Genomic DNA, 23,723 nt, shown 5'->3' with positions numbered 1-23,723 from the left:
AGCAGGAGCATCACTATCGGCAGAAACCGCAGAGGAACGCCGGTCATTGACACTCCCGATTGGGGTGCCAGGATTGTGAGGGGGAATAAATGTGAATAGATTGCTGAAAGGGCTCAGTCAGGAGGGTGAGGCTATCCTGAACCTCATTCCAGGTGGAGTCATGCAATGCAGGAATGACAATGAATACACCATTGTTGGGGTCAACGATGGTTTCCTCAGTATATTCGGATTTACCAGGGAAGAACTGGAGGGGCTGTTTCAAAATCAGTTCCTCACAATGATCCATCCATTGGACCGTCAAAATTTCCTGGGTGAAGTGGGGCGCCAGCTGAATAAAGGCAACCAGCTTTCCCTGAGCTACCGGGTCTTGTGTAAGGACGGCAGTTATAAATGGACTGCCAGCAGCGCCCAGCTGTTCGGTGACGAACAGGAAGAACGCTTTTTCTGTATTTTTCTGGACCTCACTGAGGTACGGGATGCCCAGGAGAAGCTTCGTCTGTCATTGGAGCATCTGGAAATCATCATGAATCAATCCTCGGATATCATCTTTGAGTGGAACCTTATTGAGGATGCCATTTCCTTTTCACCTAATTGGCTGGGGAAATTTGGTTATGCGCCTAATTATGACAGCAGACTCCAGAAGGAGGAAATTTTGCGGCATTTCTATCCTGATGATATCGGGCCGATGGCCGCGCTTATGGAAGATGTGAAACGGGGGGTGTCCAATTCGGTCCTTGACGTCCGTATCCGCAATACAAAGGGGCAGTATATCTGGTGCCGGCTGCGGGCCGCTACCCAATATGACGCAGACGGCAGGCCGCTGCGCGCGGTAGGGACCATTTCAGATATTGACGAAGAAAAGCGGATGGTGGAAGAACTGCGCAGGCGGGCGGAGCTGGACGCCCTGACCGGTCTTTACAACCATGCCGAAATGGAACACAGGGCAGAACAGTATCTGTCAGGCCGGCCAGAGACGGTATGTGCCATGTTCATCATTGATGTGGATAACTTCAAGCTGGTGAACGACAGGCAGGGACATCTGTTTGGGGACGCAGTGCTGGCTGAACTGGCAGCCGGCATGAAAAAGCTGACGCGGAAGTCGGATGTAATCGGCAGAATCGGCGGGGACGAGTTCGCAATGTTCTTAAAGGATATTCCTTCCACACGGATTGCTGAACAGAAGGCAGGGAAACTTCTGGCGATGTTCCAGCAGATGTTCCAGGGGGAAAAACAGCCCGTTGAGGTGACCTGCAGCATCGGTCTGGCCATTTATCCGTGGGACGGTACTGATTACCAGACCCTGTACCACTGTGCGGATCTGGCACTGTACCAGGCTAAAAGCCAGGGCAAGAACCAGTATGCCCGATATGACGTTAATAGTCTGGAGGCAGTGGACCGGATTGGATATTCCTCCCTGGGGGCGGCCATTGATTCCGACCAGACCGTAAGTGGGAAGGTTGGGGACCTGGTCAATTATGTGTTTCAAATCCTGTATGATACCAATGATATTGACACTGCCGTGGAAGCAATCCTGGAAATTGTGGGAAGGCGGTTCGATGTGAGCCGGGCTTATGTGTTTGAAAACAGCGAAAGCGGGGAATATACCGATAATACTTATGAATGGTGCAATGAGGGAATTGCGCCGCAAAAGGAGTTTTTACAGCATTATCCTTATGAAAACGTGGAGGGCTACAAGGAGCTGTTTCGGGATAACTCTATTTTTTACTGCCGGGATATCCATTCCCTGACCCCTACCCAGACCGCGCTTTTTGAGAGTCAGGAAATCTGTTCCACGCTCCAGTGCGCGCTTTACGATGGAAAGGAATTCCGGGGCTTTATCGGGTTTGACGAGTGCACGGGTCTGAGGATGTGGAACAAAGAGGAGATTGGCATGCTCTCTTTGATTGCCCAGATGATGAATACATTCCTCCTGAAAAAGCGGGAGGCGGACCGCAACGAGCAGATCATGGTCCAGCTCAACACAATCCTGGATATGCAGGATGCCTATATCTACGTCATCCGGCAGGGCACCTATGAGCTGCTGTATGTGAATCAAAAGACACTCCGTCTGGATCCGTCCGCCAGGGCCGGCATGACTTGCCATCAGGCGTTTTTCGGCCGCAGCACTCCCTGCGAAAGCTGTCCGCTGACCGGCACCACGGAGGTATATAACCCACAGTATGATGTATGGACCAGGATACGGTACTCCACGATGAAATGGGGCGAACACGATGCGTATCTGATTAATTGCGCCGACATCACGGAATATAAACGGCTGCAGGAAAATAGAAGGTGAGTGGGCACCGTTCTTTTAAGGTCAGCCTTTGCCGGCATGGGAGATACTCCCGGCAGGAAGCCGGATCATGACATTTTGGAGACGGGAAATGCCTGTAAGGACAAGACCGGATTGTAGAAGACGCTCAGGGAATGGGCGTCTTTTGTATTGCAGGCACTGAATCGATGTCATAAATTAATTGGATATGGAAAAATATTGACCTTATGGTCAATTTGTGGTATCCTGATGATAAATAGACCACTAGGTCAATAATTTTCGGGAGGAAGCACATGAAACGGGAAGAGAAAAACCAACAGACAAAGCGCAGGATTATGGAGGCAGCACTGGAGGAGTTTGCAGGACAGGGATATGGAGCCAGTTCCGTTAACAATATATGCAGCGGGGAGGGAATCTCGAAGGGAATCATTTACCACTATTTCCAGACCAAGGACGAACTGTATCTGGCCTGCGTGGATGAATGTTTCCAGGTCCTGACAGAATATCTGCAGGGGAAGCTGATATTGGAAGCGGTATCCGTTCCCAGACAGCTGCAGCTTTATTTTGATGCGAGGTTTGAATTTTTCCAGACATTTCCCGTGTACCGGAGGATTTTCTGCGAGGCGGTCATCATGCCGCCGGCCCATCTGGAAGCTGCGGTCAGACAGCGTAAGTCCGGGTTTGATGAGTTTAATATATCCATATTGAACCGGATACTGGAGCCTCTTAAGCTCAGGGACGGGGTATCCAGGGAAACGGTGGTGGATATATTCCTGCAGTTTCAGGATTATGTCAATGCAAAGCATCAGACATCCGGGCAGCAGGAGATTGATTTTAAGACACATGAAGAGGACTGCCGCAGGGCATTGGATGTGCTGCTTTATGGCGTGGTGGAGCGGAAGGAAGTGGGGATATGAAGAACGGAAATGTACAGCAGGAATCCATACTTGGTGATATGAAGCCCTCCAGGGCCATTACCAGACTGGCAGTCCCGGCTACCCTGGCGCTGCTGGCAAAGGCTGTCTACAACATTGTGGATACGGCTTATATCGGGATGCTGGGGTCGGATATAGCGCTTGCGGCAGTGGGCGTTACCCTGCCGCTGCTGCTCATCATGGTCTCGGTGGAAAATATATTTGCGGCCGGGGCAGCGGTCCTGGCGGGCAGGCAGCTGGGGGCAGGCGATAGGGACGGCGCAAACAGGACAGTCACATCCGTGGTGGGGTTATCGGTCCTCATTGGAATCCTTTTATGTGCGGCAGGCATCATTTTCATGGACCCTTTGTTGCGTTCCTTCGGTGCCTCCGAGGCTGTGCTGCCCCAGGCCAGGGAGTATGCATTCTGGATGTTTGTGGCAGCCCTTGCCAACCTTCCTGCGCAGAGTATGAACTGTGCGGCCAGGGCAGAGTCATCCGTAAGGATTTCATCCATTGCCGTTGTGACCGGCGCGGCCCTTAACGTGATCCTGGACCCTGTATTCATGTTTAGCTGGGGACTGGGGATGGGAGTGGAGGGAGCGTCCCTTGCCACAACGGTTTCACAGTTCGTCACGTGTTTCATCCTTGGGTGGTTCTATATCACCGGACGCTCCATCATAAAGATAAAGAGGGAGTATTTTAACCCCCAATGGACGCTCATCAGATCCGTCACGCTCATCGGGATACCTACGGCCGTCATACAGATCTGCCTTGCAGTGGCAACATCCCTTACGAATATTGCGGCGAAGCCCATGGCGGACTCAGATCTTATCATAGCGGCATACGGCGTGGTGCAGCGCCTGGTGCTGATTGGATGCTATGTGATCATGGGGTTCATGCAGGGATATCAGCCGGTAGCTTCCTATTCCTTTGGCGCGAAAAAGGAGGAACGGTTTCATGAGTCGGTCCGTTTTGCGTTACGGACATCCCTGATTCTTACCATACTGGTAGCGGGAACCTATATACTTCTGGCAAGGCCGTTAATCATGCTGTTTAACGGGAATCCGGCAGTCATTGATTATGGGGTCAGGCTTCTGGTTTCCCAGGTGGCCCTTTATCCTGCATTTGGATTGTGCTACATGATGACAATAACGTTTCAGACCATTGGCTCCTCAAAGTACGGACTGTTCCTGTCCGTCATCCGTCAGGGATTGTTCTATGTACCGTTCATATTAATCCTGCCCGGGATGCTGGGGGTAACGGGGATTTATCTGGCACAGCCGGCGGCAGATATACTGACCATGGCAGTCTGCCTGTACTCGGTAAAACCGATGAAGCGGATTGCAACAGGGCATATGGCGGCAATCCGGGTAGAAAAGGGATGAGACAGGAACAGGGCAATATGGGGCAGCTGCCGGACAGGGCAGGAATCGAAGGGATTCCTGTCCTTGTTTTATGACAGGAAAATATAATCAGATGCAACTTTTGGCAGGAAAAAAGAATCTATATATCAGTGATGGCGATATACGCTGTGATGTACCATGAAATCATACTGTAAGGAGGGATTAAGTACCCCATGAATCAAGATTTATATAACAGGATTGTAGACTATATTGTCAGCAATCAGGAGAAATTTTACAGGCTGGCCTACAGCTATGTCCATAACCAGGAGGATGCAATGGATATTGTCCAGAGTGCTGTCTGCAAGGCATTGGACCACTACGGGGCGCTCAGGAATGAAAATGCCATCAGGACATGGTTTTACCGCATCCTTGTAAATGAGAGCCTGCTGTTAATCAGGAAACAGAAGATGGAGATACCCACAGAAGACGGGATAGGGCAGGATGTGCCATATTATGAGGAAGGATATAATGGTGAACCGGATATATACGGACAGTTAAACCAATTGGATGAGGATGTGCAGACCATTATAAAACTTCGGTATTTTGAGGAGCTGACACTGAAGGAAATCGCTTATGTGACAAGCACAAACCTGAATACGGTTAAGGCAAGACTATACCGTGGCTTAAGACTGTTAAAACAGAATATACAGGAGGTGGATTCATGAGCCGTATGGAAGATGCAAGAAAAAAGTATGAAGGGATACCGGTCCCGCCTGAACTGTCCGGAAGGATTCAGGCGGCAATTGCCCAATCAGAGGAAAAGAGAAGAAGCCAGGAGCAAAGGAAACGGATGGCCGGGATACACAGAAGGAACAGGATATGGGGGACATGTGCCGGTGCGGCGGCAGCCCTTGTGCTGATATTTACTGCTGCCTTAAATACAAATACGGCATTTGCGGAAATGGCAGCCGGACTCCCTGTCATAGGAGCGGCGGCGCGGATCCTTACCTTCCGGTCCTATGAAAAGGATGAAGGGGACTGGAAGATATCCGTGGAAATCCCAAGTGTGGAGATGATAGCTGAGGATACGGATGGGCTGGATGCTGCCCTGAATCAGGAAATATACGATTTATGCAGCCGGTACGCAGATGAGGCAGTGGAACGCGCCAGGGAATATAAGAAGGCGTTTATGGAAACGGGAGGGACTGAGGAGGAATGGGAGGCACATGGTATTAAAATCCGTGTAGGATATGAAATCAAGGCCCAGACAGAAGAATATCTCTCCTTTGCAGTACTGGGAACAGAGAGCTGGTCCACGGCCTACAGTGAGACAAGATACTACAACATTGATCTGAAGGATTATAAGATGGTTACACTAGAAGATGTCCTGGGCCAGGACTATGCCAGGATTGCGGATGACAGCATACTGCGGCAGATGGAGGAAATGAAGGAAAGGGACGGCATTGCCTTCTGGTCCGGGTCAGAGGGAGGCTTTACGGGAATTACGGATGAAACCAGGTTTTATATGAATGAAAATGGAAATCCGGTCATTGTGTTTGACAAATATGAGATTGCTCCCGGCGCATATGGGGAACTGGAGTTTGAGATAGGCCAAACAGGGGAGGGGACAGGGAAAACTGGCTATACGGACAATTTCCTGGTACCCGAGGATGAGGTGGCTGCTTTTGCCGGAAAAATAAAGGAAGCCGTTGCGGACCGAAACATGGACGCCCTGTCCTCCCTGGCCTCCTATCCACTGTACGTGGGATTTAAGGACGGAGGCGTCTGGGCAGGTTCGCCGGAAGAGCTGGCTGCCTTGGGAACAGACCGTATATTCACACCGGAGCTGTCAGCAGCAGTGGAGGCTGCCGGAGGGGAGACGCTTTCCCCCAGCATGGCCGGATTTGTCCTTAAAAAAGATGGAATCCCCAATATTGTATTCGGGGTATCCGATGGGGCGCTGGCTGTAAAAGGGATTAATTATTGAATCCGGTTCATGGACTGTAAAAGGACACAACGATAATACGGTGTGTCCTTTTACATGTGGCATACCAGAGGGTTATTGTCCAATGCGGATACGGCAAGGACAGGACCCTCATCAAAGCCCTGCCTCTGGCTGCCTATGACACGTCTGCCTTTTTGCATTTCCCTGTAAAATATGCAAAGATCCCAAATGCCAGGATAATGGCCATGGGCGCGATGACGGAAACCGCACTATCGGGGTTAACCAATCCAAGCGCCGGAAAGACAGCAAATGCAAATACGGAGCAGAAGAGCATGGAAAGCGACGGCGGGTCAACATATCCTTCCCCATATACAAAGAAAAGATCCGCAAGCAGATCGCCTGCATAATGTGCAAAGATACCAAATGCAAAGCCCCACAGGTAAACACTGATTTCGGAACATCCGGCATTATATGCCATCTGGGCGCCGTAAGCGCCCACAAGCCCGACATGGTGAAATACAGGGCAGGGCAGGCCGCAGCACATGAAGATTAAGAACACGACTGCAATGGCCCAAAGGGGTACAAATGAAATACCTGCAATCATGGGATTGCCCACCTGTTCAGAAAAACGGCACATCTGATACAATAGCCATGCGGCAATAAAACCAACGCTGCCGCCGAACAGCCAGAACATGGAGCCGTGGCCATAGGTCATGTGGGGAAGCCACTTATTCTTGCTGTTTAAGCCAAATCTCTTATCTCCCTCAGGAACCTTCCCCATGAGGCCCTCATTCCCAAACATGATTTTTGTAATCACATTAAGGATTACAATGGTTGCCGCAACGCAGTCAAAGAGTCCCGGAAGGAAGGTGCCAAGGGCTGTATTCAAGTACCATCCCGCTACTGCGCAGATACCGCCAAATACTAATACATCTGTTTTCTGCAATGATCCCAATGGAAGGGCCAGTCCCTTGCTGTCCTTTATGTATCCCTTTTTCCATGCATAATTCATTGCGCAGAGGGCCGGCCCAAAGGCTACCTGCGGCCCCAGGAACATTCCAAAGCAAATGTTCCCGATGATATTATATTCGCATCCCGCCATAATGGAGAATACCCCAACAATGGAAACAAGGGCTGTAAGGATTACTGAACCAAGGGCGCCCAGGGCGGTTGCCAGTACGCCTGAAACAAAGGCAGTGAAAATTGTAACAAGAATGTCCATCATTTTCGTTCCTTTCAGGTTGCTGGCAGCTAAATATCCAATGCCCTATAGTATCCAAGCTTCACTGCTTCAACCACGCGTCCGGCTTTGATGGCGTCTCCGATTTCAAATACCCGGGGAGCCGTATTGAGAAATTCATCCGCAGAGGCGCGGTCCGCTTTCATACCTGCGGCAAGAAGGACCGTATCGGCTTCAATGAGGATTTCACCATCCGGCGTGTTGCATACAATGCCAGCGTCGGTAATTTCCCTGGCTGTTGTGTTTACCTTGATATCAATCCTGCTGTCACGGATATATTTGTCCATGGCAACCTTGTGCATCCAATAAGCGTCAGATGCCCAGGTATCCTTCATTTCCACAACTGTTACGTCTTTTCCAATCATATCCAGATAAATGGCAACTTCAGAACCCACCAGGCCTCCGCCAAGGATTGCCACTTTTTGTCCCACTGACGGCTGTCTGCCCTCAAGTGCCTTCAGGCCCACAACCTTGGCACTGTTAATTCCCGGGATCTGCGGAATGATTGGTTTCGCGCCAACGGCTGTCATCACGACATCCGCACCCATTGCCGCAACTTCCTCAGGAGTAACCTCTGTATTTAAGTGGATGTCCACGCCTGCATCCTCACAGCGCTTAGCAAGGACCTCAATGAAGTGATACATATCCTTTTTGAAGGGGATGTGCTGTTCATGTACAATCTGTCCGCCAAGCCTGCTGTTCTTCTCATAAAGTGTAACGGAGTGGCCCCTTTGGGCGGCTGTAACAGCGGCCTCCATGCCCCCTGGCCCGCCGCCTACAACCACGACCTTTTTCGGCGTTGTTGCCGGGAAGCCATATTTATGTTCAAGCTCGTCTCCAATGACCGGATTAAACGCGCAGCAGTAATTCCTGTTGGATAAGTAATTGAAGAAACATGAATAGCAGCGGCAGCACTGTGTGATATCGTCTTTTTGTCCGGAAAATGCTTTCTCCGGGAAATATGGATCTGCAAGGGACTGACGGGCTACTTCAATGATATCAGCTTTACCGGAAGCAATGATTTCCTCCATCATATCCACATCGTTGATGCCGCCCAATGCAGCAACCGGAGTTTTGACATGTTTTTTGATTTCAGCAGCATATTGGACATTGCATCCATGCTCAGTGAACATGGAAGGATGTGTAATTACAAATACGTCATTATTCTCATGGATACCGGCAGATACGTGGATGATATCCACCTTTCCGTCAATCATCTTAGCCATTTCAACTGCTTCATCAATATCATATCCGCCAGGAATACACTCAGAACCGCTCATACGGAATTCGATTGGGAAGTCCGGACCCACCGCCTCACGCACCTTCTCGATGACAAGCAGTGAAAAACGCATACGGTTTTCCAGGCTTCCGCCCCAGCGGTCGGTCCTCTTATTGAAATATGGAGAAGCAAACTGGCCTAACAGCCATCCATGCCCGCCATGGATTAAGACCATATCAAAACCAGCCTCTTTTACCAGCCTGGCCGCGCTGCCGAATGCGGTGGCGGTCTCTTCAATCTGCTCTTCCGTCATGGCTTTTACAGGAACGCCCTGGGCATTTAATTCGTCATTTGGCCCAATCAGGGTGCTTTTGGCAGCAGAGTGGCTTCTGGCGGCCCCGAACTTTCCGCCATGGGCTAATTCCATGGTAGCCATGCAGTTGTGTTTATGGAATTCATTGGCCATTCTCTTTAAGGATGGGAGGGACAGGTCATCATAAAGGATTACTTCTTTTGTGTGTGAGCGTCCTACGGCTTCAACAATACCAAGACCAATGCATACGCTGGCCAAGCCGCCGCGTCCGCGGTTTGCATGAAACGCGATATCCTCTTCCCTCATGTGGCAATCCGGATCCAATTCCGGATTCGACATCGGCGCGCCGAAAATGCGGTTCTTAAATGTGACGCCATTGATTGTGATGGGACTTGCTAAATTGGGGTAGTATCTGTTTTTCATTTGTTACTTCCTCCTTAATCATGTTCTATGTAAGTCTATTCTAGCAGTATTGTTAACTAATTAACAACACATAGTGTTTGTGATTGCCACAACCTGGAGTTGTGCCAAAAAGCAGCCCCAAAGCAGCCCCGAAATGCATGGAATATGCCGGAGAATTGTATTTACCATCACTCATAGTTGTGATAAACTAAAGCTGAGTCGGCAAGAACACGTCTTAAGATTACGGTGGAGAAGAGCAATGGAATTCAGACAGATCCAGTATTTTATGAAATTATCTGAAAGCACAAGTATTTCCCAGGCAGCGAAAGAATTGTTTATATCCCAGCAGGCTTTAAGTAAATCAATCAAAAATTTAGAATCGGAACTGAATACACGTCTGTTCCTCCGCACCAGTAAGGGAATCAAATTATCAAAGAGCGGGGTATATCTGAAACATAAATTCCTCCCAGTGTGTGCAGGGTATGAGGAAGCAGTCAGGGAATCGTATCAATATTTTAAAATCCAGCAAGGGACCATAACCATCGGCGTAGCGCCCGGGGTCTTCCGGAGCCTGTCTGCCAATTATCTGTTAAACTTTGAAACGCTATATCCTGGTTTGAAGCTGGAACAGGTAGAATTTCCCGATTTGGACATGGAAGAATATGTGCTTGCGGACAGCCATCGTTTTGCCCTGTCCACAAAACCATGGCATGATCAGGGATTACAATATAGCCCGCTGCATCGTGAAAAAATGTTCTTCATTGCCCACAGGGAACACCCGCTGGCCAAACAGGAGGAGATACATGTAAGCCAGTTGGCGGATGAGGACTTTTTGTTCTTTAACAGCCGTTATAATATTCATTACAGGACAAAGGACAGCTGCAAAAAGGCTGGCTTTACCCCGCATATTATCTATAAATCATCGGATGTAAGCCAGCTTGTGAAAATGGCGTCGCAGAAGCAGGGGATTTTGCTGTGTGTAAAGCATGTGTATGAAGAAAGCGCACATGAAAATCTGGTGTGCATTCCAATTGCAGATGAAGGGATGTATTGGGAACTGGGGATAATATCAAAAAATCATGATAAACTTGACAAAAAAACTAAATTATTTATCGATTATTTTTTATCCTGTTACCAAAAGGGATATGAATGAAACCCTGGGGACAGTCATGGGCAGTAAGCGCAAAAGGGGCTGTCCTTCTGTCTCCTTAAATGGAAGGGAACAGGCACTCAGACATCGGTGCATCGGAAAACCGCCCCATCAATTCATCAAGTAATTTCTCCGCAATGGGCGTAGACACCTGATACTTTTTCCAGATAACATACATAGGTGTTACCAGGCCAGGTTCCAATGGACGAAAACACAATCCGCTGTCCGCACCTGTGTGAATCAGCTTATCAAAACCCAATGCACAGCCAAGTCCCTCCCTTACCATGACAGATGCATTAAAAATCAAATCATAGGTAGCCACTATGTTCAGTTTATCCTGTTTTTCCCCAAGCCATTTGGGGAAATCCTCCGTCATCCCCTGACGGGATATGATGATTGGGATGTTAAGTAAATCGTCTGCCCGGATTGAGGTCTGCTGTGACAGCGGATCATCCCTTCGCATCAGCAGTCCCCATGAATCCACGGACGGGATTTTCAGATAATTATATTTTGATAAGTCCACTAGCAATAAGTGTAAAACAGGGAACGGGACGGCGAAATGCCGACCCGTTCCCTGTTTTTTTGCCCTTATGATATTTTAACAGCGCTAACCGCCCTATCCATTCATATCAGAGTATGGAAACTCCCGCAAGGCCAAAGGCAGATCAATCCTCCCTTACCGCACCGCATACCCCAAAAGACCGGAAAGCTTGCGGCTGGAAGAGAGCAGCATGCTGCTTACCTCCTGTTCTTCCTGGGGGGTGAGGGTGCTGCCGCTGATGCTGATGGCGCCGATTGGACGGTTGGAGAAGTCCATGACAACGGCGCCCACGCAGAATACATGGTATTCATTTTCCTCACGGTCAAGGGCGTATCCGCGCTGGCGGGTCAATCCGATATCCTGCAGGAACAGCTGCAGGTCTGTCAATGTATTCTCTGTCAGGGACTGGATGTTCATCTTGTCCCACTTTTCTATGATTTCCCCATTGGAATAAGCGGATAACAGGGCTTTGCCCGCGCTGGTGCTGTAGAGCGGGGAGCGGTGGCCTACGCTGGTGTAGACTGAAAATGACATGGCTTCCTTTCCGATACTCTGCAGACATAGGAGCTGGTTGTTGTCTTCCACGGAAAACTGTGCAATCCGGCCGCACCGGCTGTTCAGGTCCACCAGGGTGGACTTGATCAGGGACAGTTTGTCCAGGTTCTGTACCGCATTCAACCCCACCTCATATGTTTTTAAAGTCAGGGAAAATTCCCCGCTTTTTTCATTCTTTGCAAGATATCCATTCTGTACAAGCGTATAGACAAGGCGTGAAAGGGACGCCTTATTTACTTTGATTTCCCTGTTTAATTCTGCCAGACTCATACTGTTCACACGCCCTATGGTTTCCAGAATCTGTAATGCCCTGTCCACGGCCTGTATGGTCTCTGTTTTTACGGTTTCTTCTCCCATTATAAATCCTCCTTAGCAGTGAACAGCCGCATTTTGAGACGGTCGTTACACTATTATTTACTATTATAGGAGAAACTGGGGTCTTTTGCAAGCAAAAAAAGATTAGTGAAATTTAACCATAATAAACCTAAAATAGTACTTGAAAAATAGTATAAATAGTGATAATATGAAACTACAAAATAAAAAATGAAATAATATATTAAAAAGTGAAACGAAATAATAGGAGGTAGAAATGGCAAAAGCAAAAGCAAGCGCAGATGTAAGTCTCTGCAAAGGATGCCGGCTCTGTGTGGGCGCCTGTCCGGTCCAGGCGATTGAACCGCTGGAGGAGATTAACAAGAAGGGCTATGAGATTATCCGGATTCATGAGGAAACCTGTATTGGCTGTGGACGTTGCTACACAATTTGTCCGGATTACGTATTTACCATCAGTACCGTAGAATAGCAGGGGAGGAAAGAAGAGACATGGGTGAAAAATTTAGGCTTATGAAAGGAAACGAAGCGATTGCGGAGGCCGCGCTTCGGGCGGGATGCCGCTTTTACGCAGGGTATCCGATTACACCGCAGAGTGAGATCCTGGAATATATGTCAGCCAACATGGCTGCCCGCGGCGGGGTATTCATTCAGGGGGAAAGCGAGATTGCAAGTATGAGCATGCTGTGGGGCGCGGCTGCCTGCGGCGAGAGGGTCATGACAAGTTCTTCCGGCCCTGGATATGACCTGAAACAGGAAGGAATCTCTTATCTGGCATCCTACAACCTTCCGGCTGTTCTTGTTGATGTCATGAGATACGGCGTCGGCGACGGCGAGATTACCGAAGGACAGGATTCCTATTGGGAGGCGGTCCGCGGAGGCGGACACGGGGATTCCAGGCAGATTGTCCTGACCCCTGCCTCGGCACAGGAGTGCGCGGACCTTACATACCTGGCCTTTGACCTGGCGGAGAAGTACCGCACGGTTGTAATCATCTTAAGCGACGGCGGAATCAGCCAGATGATTGAGAAGGTGGTGCTGCCTGAGGCAAAAGAGCACGACAAGGATAAGTTTGACTGGGCAATCAAGGGATACAAGACAAAAGATGAACCAAAGGTAAAGGTGACCAATCTGGACCGGTCCATGAATTATGAAGCGTATGACTCCATGATGCGGGATAAGTTTAAGGAGATGCATGACAATGAACAGCGCTGGGAGGAATTCATGGTGGATGACGCCGACCTGGTGCTGGTGGCATATGGAATCTCCTCCAGGGTGTGTAAATCAGCGGTCCGCCGCGCCAGGACACAGGGCGTGAAGCTTGGCCTGATCCGCCTGATCAGCGCATGGCCTTATCCGGAAATGGCATTTAAAAATTTACCGGACAGCGTGAAGGGACTTGTTTCCGTGGAGATGAGCCTGTCCGCACAGATGGGCCAGGATCTCTGTCTGGCTTCCAGGTTCTCCCTGCCTGTATATGCTTATCTGACATCCAAGTATGTTCCTAAGACACAGGGAATCGTGGACTATTGCAAACGGGTACTCGAAGGAAAAGAAAAGGAACTGGAGGTTTACTAATATGGCTGTGAAGTTAACAAAACCGGAAATGATCAACCAGCAGGTGGGCTGGTGCGGCGGCTGCGGACACGGTATCATTCAGAGGCTGATTGCGGAATGCTGCGAGGAATTGGGAATTGTAGAGAAAACCGTACAGGTTGTGGATATTGCCTGTGCCTACTGGTCCATCGACACCTTGAACTGCGATGGCATCGCAGGCCCCCACGGACGCTGTGCCGCTGTTGCCACAGGTATTAAGAAGGTGCGCCCGGAGGCCAATGTATATGTACACGCAGGCGACGGATGTTCTTATGTAATCGGACTTTCAGAAACGTGTTTTGCGGCACAGAGGAATGTCCCCATCACCATGATCGTGGTGAACAACGGAATCTTCGGCATGACAGGAGGACAGATGTGCCTTGCCACCACCCTGGTGGGGGATAAGACGACCAGCAGCAAGAAGGGAAGGGATGACCGCGTTGCAGGCCAGCCATTTGACATGCTGAACATCATCAGCCAGTATCCCATCGAATATGCTGCCCGGGGCGCCCTCTATGACCCCCAGCACATCAACGAGACAAAGAAGATGATAAAAAAGGGATTCGAGAACCAGATGAACGATAAGGGATTCTCCATCATCGAGGTGCTTTCGCCCTGTCCGACCAACTGGAAGATGACTCCGGTGGAATCGATGAAGAAACTGAAGGAAGAAAATGAAAAGGTATTTCCGGTGAAGGTATACGTGGACCATACAAATAACGGGGGTGAAGCAAATGGCTGATATAATGTTTGCAGGAATTGGCGGTCAGGGTGTCCTGACAGCCGGTAAGATTTTGATACAGATTGCTGCGGAGAATGGGAAGAATGTAAGCTGGACCAGCGAGTATTCCGCAGAAATGCGCGGCGGCATCGCCCTTTGCCGCGTGGTGGTATCCGACGAGGAAATCGGCAGTCCCTATCCGGATACGCTGGATGTCCTGGTGTGCATGAACGAGGATGCGTATAATACATATATTGACCAGGCAGCGGACGGCGCCAAGATCATCATTAACAAGTCATTGTTCAGTGACAGGGAGTATCCTGCCAATGTGGAGGTGTTCGGGGTGGATGCCATGGGTATTTCCGCGGACCTTAACAATACCAGGGGCGCCAACCTGGTCATGATGGGCGCCATGATTGCGGCCACACAGATGATGGATAAACAGCAGTTCTCCGATACGCTGAGGGATTATTTTGACCATAAGGGCATACCCAGTGAGAAGAACGTGCAGTGCTTTGAGGCAGGCTACGAGAAGGCAGGGAAAATCGGCTGATCTGTAGTGGAAATGGAACAGGAGGAAGGGTTTCGGCATGAATCTTAATCAATTATTAAAACCAAGAACCATTGCGATTGTGGGTGCAAGCGAAAAGGCCGGATTCGGCGGTGATACCACCAGGAACTATCTTAAATTCTCCAAAAACCTGGATCAGCTTTACCTTGTGAATCCTGGAAGGGATACCATATTCGGCCGCCGCGCCTATCATTCCCTTTCGGAGATAGAGGGGGATGTGGACCTGGTTATTTTGTGCACCCCGCAGAAGACAATCATCCCGCTGCTGGAGGAAGCAGCGGGGAAAAACTGCGGCGGCGCGGTTGTATTTGCCAGTGGCTACGGCGAAGTGGGGCCGGAGGGCAGGGAGCGCCAGCGGGAGCTGGTGGAAGCAGCCGACCGCCTGGGCATTGCCGTCATGGGGCCCAACTGCGCGGGCTTCGCCAATTTCGTGGACGGGATCTTTGCATTTGCCTTCCTGGTGGAGGAGCGTGAGCGCGGGGGCAATATCGGTATGATTTCCCAGAGCGGCCAGATTGTGTTAGGCGGTCTGGACAGTCCTAACATGGGCTTTTCCCATGTGATTTCCTCCGGCAATTCATGTAATGTGAAGGTGGAGGATTATCTGGATTTCCTGGTGGATGATGAGGACACCAAGGTGGTGGCGGCCTATATGGAAGGCGTTACAAAGCCTGAGAAGCTGGTTGCCGCCTTCCAGAAGGCTGCCCTTAAAAAGAAGCCGGTGGTGGTCTTAAAGACCGGACGTTCCAGCAAGTCGCAGGAGCTGGCCAAGTCCCACACAGGTTCCCTGTCCGGGGCGGACAAGGTGCTGCGCGCCGTGTTTAAACGGTATGGCGTTGTGGAGGCAGGCGATCTGGAGGAGCTTATGAGCCTTGCGGCGGCATTCTCATGGCTGGAAGAACTGCCCAAGGGGGAACGCTGCGTGTTCATGAACGTGTCCGGCGGCGAGGCGGGCGTCATGGCCGACCTGTCGGAAGAGTACGGCATCCGTCTGGCGGAAATGCAGCAGGAGACAAAGGCGTACCTGAAGACGCTGGTTCCTGACTATGGCTCCGTGAACAATCCCTTTGATATGACGGCCGGCATCGGCTACAATACGCCTGTGATGGTGCAGGCCATGGAAGCAATCTCTAAGGATCCGGGCGTGGATGCCATCGTGGTGGCCTATACGATTACCCCTGAAATCTGGGATGACACCATCTCCCATATGGTTGAGGCGGTGTCCATTGCGCGCCGGGATAAGACGTTAAAACCAGTGTTCTGGATTCCGTTCATCGAACACACCAGGCACCAGGAAAGCGCGGATATCCTGAAGGCCGCGGGCACGCCCCTGCTTCCCACCGGACGCTATGGCTGCACCGCGCTTAAAAAGATACTGGATTTTGCCGTCCGCACATTCGAACCAATGGAACCGGCGGTTCCTGAGGGAAAGCATGAATGTTCCCACAGCCTGAGCGAGTTCGAGAGCCTGAACTATCTGAGCAGCCACGGCGTCCCGGTTCCGCCCCAGGCAGTTGCCGCAACAGCGGACGCAGCGGTGGAGGAAGCAGGGAAACTGGGCTATCCCCTGTCTGTAAAGATTCATTCCAGGGATATCCAGCACAAGTCGGACGTAGGCGGGGTGAAGCTGAACATCAGGGACGAGGCGGAACTGCGCGCCGCATTTGCAGCCGTCATGGACAACTGCGCGAAAAATGCCCCGGATGCAAGGCTGGAGGGCGTCCTCCTGAAACCCATGCTTAAATACGGCACGGAAATGATCATCGGCGTGAACAATGACAGGGATTTCGGGCCTATGATCATGGTAGGGATGGGCGGCGTGTTTGTGGAACTGTTTAAGGATGTGGCTCTGGCCCCGGCGCCTCTTACCGGAAAACAGGCCAGGGATATGATAGAAAGCCTTGCCTCCTATCCGCTGTTGAACGGCTACCGCGGCGGAGCGGTCTGCGATAAGGAGGCCCTTGTAAACCTCCTTGTAAAAATCAGCGAAATGGCGGCAGAAGGCAAGGACAAGGTAAAAGAGCTGGACATCAACCCTGTATTCATCACGGAGGACGGGGCAGCCATCGCAGATGCATTGTTAGTTATGTATGATGACTGAAGATGAAGGGAAAAGGCAGGGAAACGGCAGGGGGAACGGCAGGGAAAGGCAGGGGAAAACCTGCCCGCCCCGCTGGTTTATGCCCCCCTGGATATTGTCACGAAAAACCATATATTCATTTGGTAATAATGACGAACGCATAAATAATTTGAAACTAATTATTGACAAAATGCACATATAGTCGTATTATATGATATATAATAACAAAAAGTGAAACGATAAAATAAAATATGAAACAAAATAAAAAGAATGCGAGGTAAAAGGTATGAAGATGAAACTGGAAGAACTTGTGAGTCCGGAAGCATCACCGGCACTGGGGCCGTATTGCCATGGCCGCAAGTATGGGGACATGATCATCACATCCGGCCAGATTCCGCTTACAAAGGATGGCGAGTATGTATTTGAAATCAAACAGGCCACTACCCTGGTCCTGAATAATCTGTTAAGCATTGTAAAAGCGGGCGGCGGATGCAGGGAGAGTATTGCCAGGGTGGACGTGTATATCAAGGACTTAAATGATTTCGGCCTGATTAACGAAGCGTACAAGGAGTTTTTCGGTGAGCACAAGCCCACGCGTGTCTGCGTGCAGGTGGCGGCGCTTCCGGGGGATGTTCCGCTTGAGGCGTCCATGATTGCTTTTGCAGGGGAATAGGGATGGATAAAAAGCAGGAATGGGGAGTCAGCCTGATTACCGCAGGGGTTGGGGTGTTTTCTGTTTTTACCTTTGTTTTCTTTTTGGCGAAGTATCCCGCTCAGATGCTCTCGGGAGTGAATGACGCATTCCTGGGAGCGACGAAGATTTTTTCCGTACCATTGATGTTATTTACCTTTGTGACAACGGTACTGGCCTTTTATCTTGCCTTTGGTAAATATGGCAGCATCCGCCTTGGCGATGGGGAACCGGAGTATTCCAATTTCAGCTATATTACCATGATGGCGCTGGCAGCGCTGGCTTCGGCCGCAGTGTACTGGTCCTTTACGGAATGGGCGGCCTATTACGAAGCGCCGGGCATCCATCTGGAGCCATTTTCGGTTGAGGCATTGGAGGCGTCCCTGGGATATTCCTTTTTCCACTGGGGATTTGCCACACAGGGACCATACGTGCTGGCCGGTGTCGCGGTTGCGTACGCGGTCTACAACAAAAAAGTTTCTTTCATAAAAATAAGTACTGTCTGCGAATGCATGATGGGGGATTTCAAATATAAGAAGATCATAGGGAAACTGATTGATATTTCCGTTGTGTTCTGCATCATCGGCGCGGCCGGGTGTACGCTGGGACTGGCAGTGCCCCTGGAGACAGGAGCGTTAAAGCAGGTATTTGGGGTTGAGACAACATTTGCAGTCCAGGTGGGAGTGGTGCTGGCAATCGCGGCAATCTTTACATTCACATCCTTCCTGGGAATGGAGAAGGGCAAGAAGACCATCAGTAACCTGGCGGCCGGACTGTGTATTTTATTTTTACTTTACATATTGTTTGCAGGTCCCACCAATTTCATCCTTAAGAATTTCATCAGCAGCCTTGGATGGATGGGGGATAAGTACCTGCGGATGAGCTTTTTCACGGATCCCATTGAAAATTCGGGTTTTCCGGAACAGTGGACCTTGTTCTTCCAGGCATTCTGTCTTACCTATACAGGGTTGATGGGGATTTTCATTGCCAAGGTTTCAAAGGGCAGGACCATAAAGGAAGTTTCGCTCTGCTGCCTTTTGGGAATCAGCATCAGCGTGTGGGTCTTATTTGCCATAGACGGAGGATATTCCATTTATGCCCAGACCCAGGGAATTGTAAGTGTAACAGATATCCTGTCCAAAGGAGGAGGACAGGACCTGGTATATGGCGTGATTGAAACGCTGCCGGGAGGAAAGAAGGGACTGCCGTTTGTCATGCTGGTGATGATTGCCGGATTTGTGGCATCCAGCCTGGATTCCGCCTCCTTTTCACTGGCCCAGACCGTCACATCCAAACTGGACCGAAGCGGGAACGTAAGCACAGGTTTAAGGGTGGCATGCTGCCTGGTATTGACATTGGTACCCTTATCCGTGATGTTTGTGAAAGCGGATTTCTCGGCGTTAAAAAGCCTGGCTATCCTGGTTTCCATCCCGTTTATGTTTGTAATGATATTTATGGAGATCGTACTTTTTAAATGGCTGCGTGAGGATGGAAAAAAATGAACTTATTAGTAGGAAAGGAGTAATTTATGAAACTGACTGATTACGAGAAGGAGATGCTGAACGGTGACCATGGGGAAGTCCGGCAGCAGGCAATGCAGGTTCTTTACGACCTGGCCGCATTCCATGATGTAGACAGATTTGTTGAGATTGTGGGATGCCATGATGACAGCACCGTATATGCGGGGGAGGCACAGGTTGCATTTGCGGAAATGCTGGCTGAAAAGGGGGCCAGGTTCGCGGTTCCCACAACCACCAATGCCACGGCCTGTGATATGTTAAAATGGCACCGCCAGAAACATGATGTGGAGGTAATGAGCGCAACCCGCCGTATCGAGGCGTCGCATATAAAAATGGGGGCCATCCCCACCTGGTCCTGCGCGCCCTATCAGGCCGGATTCCAGCCATCCTTCGGACAGCAGCTGGCCTGCGCGGAGTCCAATGTAATCTGTTATTATAACTCCATCATCGGCGCCAGGACCAACCGCTATGCAGGTCCCTTAGAGCTGCTTTGCGGCATTGCGGGCAGGGTTCCTTACTTTGGGCTGCATGTGCCGGAGAACCGTTACGCACAGGGCCTTGTAAAGTTAGGGGATGATATCAGGCTGGAATACTTTGAGGATGAGTCCATGTATCCGTTGGTTTCCTATGCGTTCGGTTCCATTGTCGGGGACCGGATCTGGGCGCTGGAAGGCATGCCCACCAATATCACCAATGACAATCTGAAACAATGCAGCGCTACGGCTGCTTCATCAGGCGGCATCGCGCTGTTCCATATGATTGGGGTAACACCGGAGGCACAGACGCGGGAGATGGCATTCGGCGGAAAGAAACCGGAGGAAGTGGTGGAAATCCACATCAAGGACCTGGAGGAGGCAGAGCGCCAGCTCACCAACTATGAAGTGGACGGGGATATCGATATCGTGCTGCTGGGATGTCCGCATTTCTCTTATGATGAATGCGCCAAACTGGAATTCCTGATGAACGGCAGGAAGGTAAGCGATTCCACGGAGTTATGGATCATCGTGGGAAGGGCCACCGTGGACCGCTTAAAGGACAGCGGACTGTATGAAAGGCTTACTGCACTGGGAATCCAGATTTACAGCGACGGCTGCATACTGGAATACCGCTCACAGAAGCTGGGAACAAAAACCATCATGTCCAATTCCGGAAAGTTTGATACATATTGCTTCAGTATGAGAGGAATCCAGCCGGTATTTGGAAATATGTGGGAGTGCGTGGAGACCGCGGTTGCAGGGAAGATTGTGAAAGGAGCAAGACCATGGAAAAAGTGAGCATAAAGTGTAAGGTGGCAGTGTCCGGCAATGTGAGGGCAAAATTACTGTATTCAAAAGATTCATTCTGCTTCTGGGGCGGGGCAGACCCACAGAGCGGGCTGATCCGTGACAATCGAAGCGACTGCTATGAGAAGAACATGGCGGGCCAGGTGTTTGCATTTCCATTTGGAAAAGGAAGCAGCGGGGCAGGGCTGGTCATTCTGGAACAGGTGCGTCTGGACTGTGCCCCGGCGGCAATCATTAACCTGAGAAGCGATCCGGTCATCCTGACGGGGCCGTTAATCGCGAAACATTTTTATAATAAAAGCATCCCTGTTGTCAACCTGTCGGAAGAGGACTATGAAAAGCTGGAAGGGGCTAAGGAAATAGAATTCTTTGAAGATAAGGATTACATTGACGTGTATTATTAATGTTACCGGCTTAATGTTACCGGCAAGGTTAAGTTTCTAAGGGGGAAATAATGAACGATAAAAACAAATTAAATAAACTGGCCTTTTGGCCTGCAATCGTCTGTCTTGGGATTTTTATTGCATTCGGGATTTTTAAACAGGAGGCAATGGGAAATATCCTCAATACAATTTTATATGGCATGGCTGACAGGGTTGGCTGGTTTTTTGAACTGATTGCAATCCTGATCATAATCCTGACATTTGTCCTGGCGTTATCTAAGTTCGGCAACATCAAGATTGGCGGCCCGGACGCCACGCCGGATTTCAAGACCTGGAACTGGATTACCATGTCCCTGTGCGGAGGAATCGGTACAGGACTCTTATTCTGGGCAATGGGGGAACCGATATTCCATTTCATGACGCCGCCGGTTGCGGCTGGGGTGGAAGCAGGGTCCAGGGAGGCTGCCATATTTGCAATATCCCAGACCATGTGGCAGTGGTCCGTGCCTCAGTACTGCATGTACACCATATGCGCCGTGGCGTTCGCGCTCCTCACATTCAACATGAAGAAGCCGCTGGCCTTTGGCCCGGTGCTGACAACGAGTATTGGGAAAAAGGGTAAAAAGTTTGAAACGCTGGTGCATGCAATTGTTATTTTCTCCCTCTGCGGCGCAGTGGCCTGTTCCATGGGCGTGGGCCTGATGCAGATCGGCGCGGGAATCGAGTCCATCACAGGGCTGCCTCAGTCCAAGATTGTGTGGCTTGTGGTTGCGGTTATTATTGTGGCACTGTTTACAGCTTCCTGTGTATCCGGTATTGGAAACGGGCTGAAAAAGCTATCTTCATTTACCACCCTCGTCTTTATTGCCATACTGGTATACGTACTGATTTTAGGCCCTACCACCTTCTGTGCAAAACTGGGAACGGAATCCTTTGCTTACCTTCTGGACCATCCCTTTGAAAAGACAGCCATCCTCAATTCCATGGCGCCTGGGGATAACTGGTATGCGGACTGGATCATACAGTATTGGGCTTCCTTCGTGGTGTATGCGCCAATCCTGGGAATGTTTTTAAGCCGCCTGGCAAAGGGAAGGACGGTCCGTCAGTTCATCCTTGTAAATGTCCTGGCTCCGTCCATGTTCTGTATTGTCTGGATTGCCGTGTTTGGCGGACTGACCGTACAGCTGCAGACAACCGGAACCTTTGACATCTGGAACGGCGTGAATACGGCAGGCATGCAGTCCACAATCTTTTACATACTGAATACATTCCCTCTGGGGAAGGTTTTGATTGTACTGTTCGTGGTATCCATCTTCACCTCGTTCTCCACCATGGCGGACCCGGTGGCAGCGGCCCTGGCCACCATCAGCATCCACGGACTGAGTGTGGATGATGAGGCACCCAATAAGATTAAAATCGTGATGGGCGTTATCATGGGCGTGATTGCTTACCTTCTGGTTGCTTCCGGCGGCGTGAATTCTGTCAAAGGGATGTGGAATATTGTTGGGTTACCTATTTCCATATTGCTGATCCTGGTGGTGGTATCCGTGTTCAGGAATGCAGCTAAATGTGAAGCAAAGGATGACAATATTGTCATGGAGGATGACCCGGAATAAATGATTGCGGCAGTCCGTGCCGGATAAGATATGTAGTGGTATACAAATAGGATTTACACAAAAGGACACTCATCAGGGTGTCCTTTTGTGGTATGGATGGATTCACGAAACGGTTGTGGGAACCGGTCCGGCATGCTATAATTTCATACACGGTCTATACGTGGTTATATAGGGATTATCAGGCAGGAAGGATTAAGGACATGCTTATTACAATACAACAGGTGAAATCAAATTTTGAGAATTTATTTGAGGTGTCATCCTCCGGGCAGGTATTATTCCGTGCAAAGGCCCCATGGATGGATGTTTCCTTACCCTTTAACGCGGAACATATGCGGGAGATTATTTTTACGGATGCCTCAGGGGAGAAACTTTATACAACGCATTATAAATTGATTTCCAATATGATTGAAGAAGCCGTTCCTTTTAAATATCTGATAACAAAAGAACAGCGTTTTGGACAGTTTGAAATCGTTGGCAGGGATGGTAACGAGGGAAGCTTTTATATCATGCAGAATGGCGTGTGTGACAATAAATTCTGTATTGAACATAAGGGAAGGGTATGCCTGGGATACAGCATTGATAAGGGGAAAAATAATTATGTATCAATTTATGAAAATGATACGCAGATAGCACAGATCACAAAGCCGCTTACCGTTATCGACAACCTGGATGTCTATTATCTTCATATAAAAGATGGGTATACATCGATGGTTCCTGTCCTGTGCTTTTTTACGGTTTATTATGATTACAGGAAATATAATAATAGTGGAAGCCTGACCAGGAATTCCGTGGAGATTTCCGTAAGCTATACCTATGGCAGGAATAATGACAAATACAATCCCAACTGGATTGCCCGGGAATTCGGTCAAGGGGCTGCGGATGAATTGGAACAGTTGTTGGGGAACATGGCAGAACAGGGGTCGGCACAGGCTGGGCGGATAGTGAAAATAGTCGGGATGATTTTTCTGGTTCTTATCCTGCTGGCAGTTGTCCTGTTTTTTGTTTTAAGGAGTATTCTTGGTTAAAACAGATGTC

21 protein-coding genes are annotated in these 23,723 nt (G+C 49.8%); 17 read left to right on the top strand and 4 right to left on the bottom strand.

The genetic code is table 11. The features are described from left to right. Positions 1-91: 91 nt before the first annotated feature. The 5 genes from MCJ35_RS13785 to MCJ35_RS13765 all read left to right on the top strand — a co-directional run bounded on the left by MCJ35_RS13785 (position 92) and on the right by MCJ35_RS13765 (position 6,519). The gene (locus tag MCJ35_RS13785) at positions 92-2,296 is read left to right on the top strand and encodes a sensor domain-containing diguanylate cyclase (RefSeq protein ID WP_025486721.1); all 2,205 of its coding nucleotides are present in this window, start codon (positions 92-94) and stop codon (positions 2,294-2,296) included. Between the two features lie 269 nt (positions 2,297-2,565). After that, positions 2,566-3,189 (top strand): TetR/AcrR family transcriptional regulator, encoded by a 624-nt coding sequence (locus MCJ35_RS13780; protein ID WP_008717437.1) that lies wholly within the window; start codon positions 2,566-2,568, stop codon positions 3,187-3,189. Next, positions 3,186-4,574 carry an MATE family efflux transporter gene (locus tag MCJ35_RS13775; RefSeq protein WP_008717434.1) on the top strand — a complete coding sequence of 463 codons (1,389 nt, stop codon included), beginning with the start codon at positions 3,186-3,188 and terminating at the stop codon, positions 4,572-4,574. Before MCJ35_RS13780 ends, MCJ35_RS13775 begins: the two co-directional genes overlap by 4 nt. A 191-nt stretch (positions 4,575-4,765) precedes the next feature. Then, positions 4,766-5,257: a sigma-70 family RNA polymerase sigma factor gene (locus MCJ35_RS13770; RefSeq protein WP_008717433.1), complete on the top strand. Its 492-nt coding sequence runs from the start codon at positions 4,766-4,768 to the stop codon at positions 5,255-5,257. Continuing rightward, positions 5,254-6,519: a DUF3298 domain-containing protein gene (locus tag MCJ35_RS13765; protein WP_025486722.1), complete on the top strand. Its 1,266-nt coding sequence runs from the start codon at positions 5,254-5,256 to the stop codon at positions 6,517-6,519. Before MCJ35_RS13770 ends, MCJ35_RS13765 begins: the two co-directional genes overlap by 4 nt. A 133-nt stretch (positions 6,520-6,652) precedes the next feature. On the opposite strand, the gene MCJ35_RS13760 is transcribed toward MCJ35_RS13765, so the two are convergent. Both MCJ35_RS13760 and MCJ35_RS13755 read right to left on the bottom strand, forming a co-directional pair. After that, positions 6,653-7,702, bottom strand: coding sequence for a DUF7973 family transport facilitator (locus MCJ35_RS13760; RefSeq protein ID WP_240299532.1), 1,050 nt, complete (start codon positions 7,700-7,702; stop codon positions 6,653-6,655). Between the two features lie 26 nt (positions 7,703-7,728). Continuing rightward, positions 7,729-9,672: an oxidoreductase gene (locus tag MCJ35_RS13755; RefSeq protein ID WP_008717427.1), complete on the bottom strand. Its 1,944-nt coding sequence runs from the start codon at positions 9,670-9,672 to the stop codon at positions 7,729-7,731. A 238-nt stretch (positions 9,673-9,910) separates the two neighbouring features. Between MCJ35_RS13755 and MCJ35_RS13750 the strand changes: the two genes are divergently transcribed. Continuing rightward, positions 9,911-10,804 (top strand): LysR family transcriptional regulator, encoded by an 894-nt coding sequence (locus MCJ35_RS13750; protein ID WP_025486724.1) that lies wholly within the window; start codon positions 9,911-9,913, stop codon positions 10,802-10,804. A gap of 55 nt (positions 10,805-10,859) precedes the next feature. Here MCJ35_RS13750 and MCJ35_RS13745 read toward each other — a convergent pair whose 3' ends face one another. Next, entirely contained in the window at positions 10,860-11,285 is a 426-nt protein-coding gene (locus MCJ35_RS13745) for a LysR family transcriptional regulator substrate-binding protein (RefSeq protein ID WP_353656073.1), read from the bottom strand. 192 nt (positions 11,286-11,477) lie between these two features. Continuing rightward, a complete protein-coding gene (locus MCJ35_RS13740; protein ID WP_008717414.1) occupies positions 11,478-12,254 on the bottom strand; it encodes an IclR family transcriptional regulator in 777 nt (258 codons plus the stop codon). Positions 12,255-12,486: 232 nt separating this feature from the next. On the opposite strand from MCJ35_RS13740, the gene MCJ35_RS13735 reads away from it, so the two are divergent. From MCJ35_RS13735 to MCJ35_RS13685, 11 genes are all read left to right on the top strand, one after another. Continuing rightward, on the top strand, positions 12,487-12,699 hold the full coding sequence (locus MCJ35_RS13735; protein ID WP_008717410.1) for a 4Fe-4S binding protein: 213 nt from the start codon (positions 12,487-12,489) through the stop codon (positions 12,697-12,699). Between the two features lie 20 nt (positions 12,700-12,719). Then, positions 12,720-13,805, top strand: a complete 1,086-nt coding sequence (gene vorB, locus MCJ35_RS13730) for a 3-methyl-2-oxobutanoate dehydrogenase subunit VorB (RefSeq protein ID WP_025486726.1) — start codon at positions 12,720-12,722, stop codon at positions 13,803-13,805. Position 13,806: 1 nt separating this feature from the next. Continuing rightward, a complete protein-coding gene (locus MCJ35_RS13725) occupies positions 13,807-14,565 on the top strand; it encodes a thiamine pyrophosphate-dependent enzyme (RefSeq protein WP_025486727.1) in 759 nt (252 codons plus the stop codon). Then, positions 14,558-15,097 carry a 2-oxoacid:ferredoxin oxidoreductase subunit gamma family protein gene (locus tag MCJ35_RS13720; RefSeq protein ID WP_025486728.1) on the top strand — a complete coding sequence of 180 codons (540 nt, stop codon included), beginning with the start codon at positions 14,558-14,560 and terminating at the stop codon, positions 15,095-15,097. Before MCJ35_RS13725 ends, MCJ35_RS13720 begins: the two co-directional genes overlap by 8 nt. A 37-nt stretch (positions 15,098-15,134) precedes the next feature. After that, positions 15,135-17,216 carry an acetate--CoA ligase family protein gene (locus MCJ35_RS13715; RefSeq protein ID WP_240299531.1) on the top strand — a complete coding sequence of 694 codons (2,082 nt, stop codon included), beginning with the start codon at positions 15,135-15,137 and terminating at the stop codon, positions 17,214-17,216. A 265-nt stretch (positions 17,217-17,481) separates the two neighbouring features. Next, positions 17,482-17,868, top strand: a complete 387-nt coding sequence (locus tag MCJ35_RS13710) for a RidA family protein (RefSeq protein WP_008717398.1) — start codon at positions 17,482-17,484, stop codon at positions 17,866-17,868. A gap of 2 nt (positions 17,869-17,870) precedes the next feature. Beyond that, complete coding sequence (locus MCJ35_RS13705) at positions 17,871-19,388, top strand: BCCT family transporter (RefSeq protein WP_008717396.1); 1,518 nt, start codon at positions 17,871-17,873, stop codon at positions 19,386-19,388. A gap of 26 nt (positions 19,389-19,414) precedes the next feature. After that, a complete protein-coding gene (locus MCJ35_RS13700; protein ID WP_008717394.1) occupies positions 19,415-20,680 on the top strand; it encodes an aconitase X in 1,266 nt (421 codons plus the stop codon). Continuing rightward, a complete protein-coding gene (locus tag MCJ35_RS13695) occupies positions 20,668-21,093 on the top strand; it encodes an aconitase X swivel domain-containing protein (protein WP_025486731.1) in 426 nt (141 codons plus the stop codon). The genes MCJ35_RS13700 and MCJ35_RS13695 overlap by 13 nt, the downstream gene beginning before the upstream one ends. A gap of 50 nt (positions 21,094-21,143) precedes the next feature. After that, positions 21,144-22,688 carry a BCCT family transporter gene (locus MCJ35_RS13690; RefSeq protein ID WP_025486732.1) on the top strand — a complete coding sequence of 515 codons (1,545 nt, stop codon included), beginning with the start codon at positions 21,144-21,146 and terminating at the stop codon, positions 22,686-22,688. A gap of 200 nt (positions 22,689-22,888) precedes the next feature. After that, positions 22,889-23,713, top strand: a complete 825-nt coding sequence (locus tag MCJ35_RS13685) for a hypothetical protein (protein ID WP_240299530.1) — start codon at positions 22,889-22,891, stop codon at positions 23,711-23,713. Positions 23,714-23,723 lie beyond the last annotated feature (10 nt).

Origin of the sequence: Enterocloster sp. OA13 (genome assembly GCF_022440595.1) — a bacterium.
Taxonomy (GTDB): domain Bacteria; phylum Bacillota; class Clostridia; order Lachnospirales; family Lachnospiraceae; genus Enterocloster; species Enterocloster hominis.
This window is presented reverse-complemented; position numbering and strand designations above follow the sequence as displayed.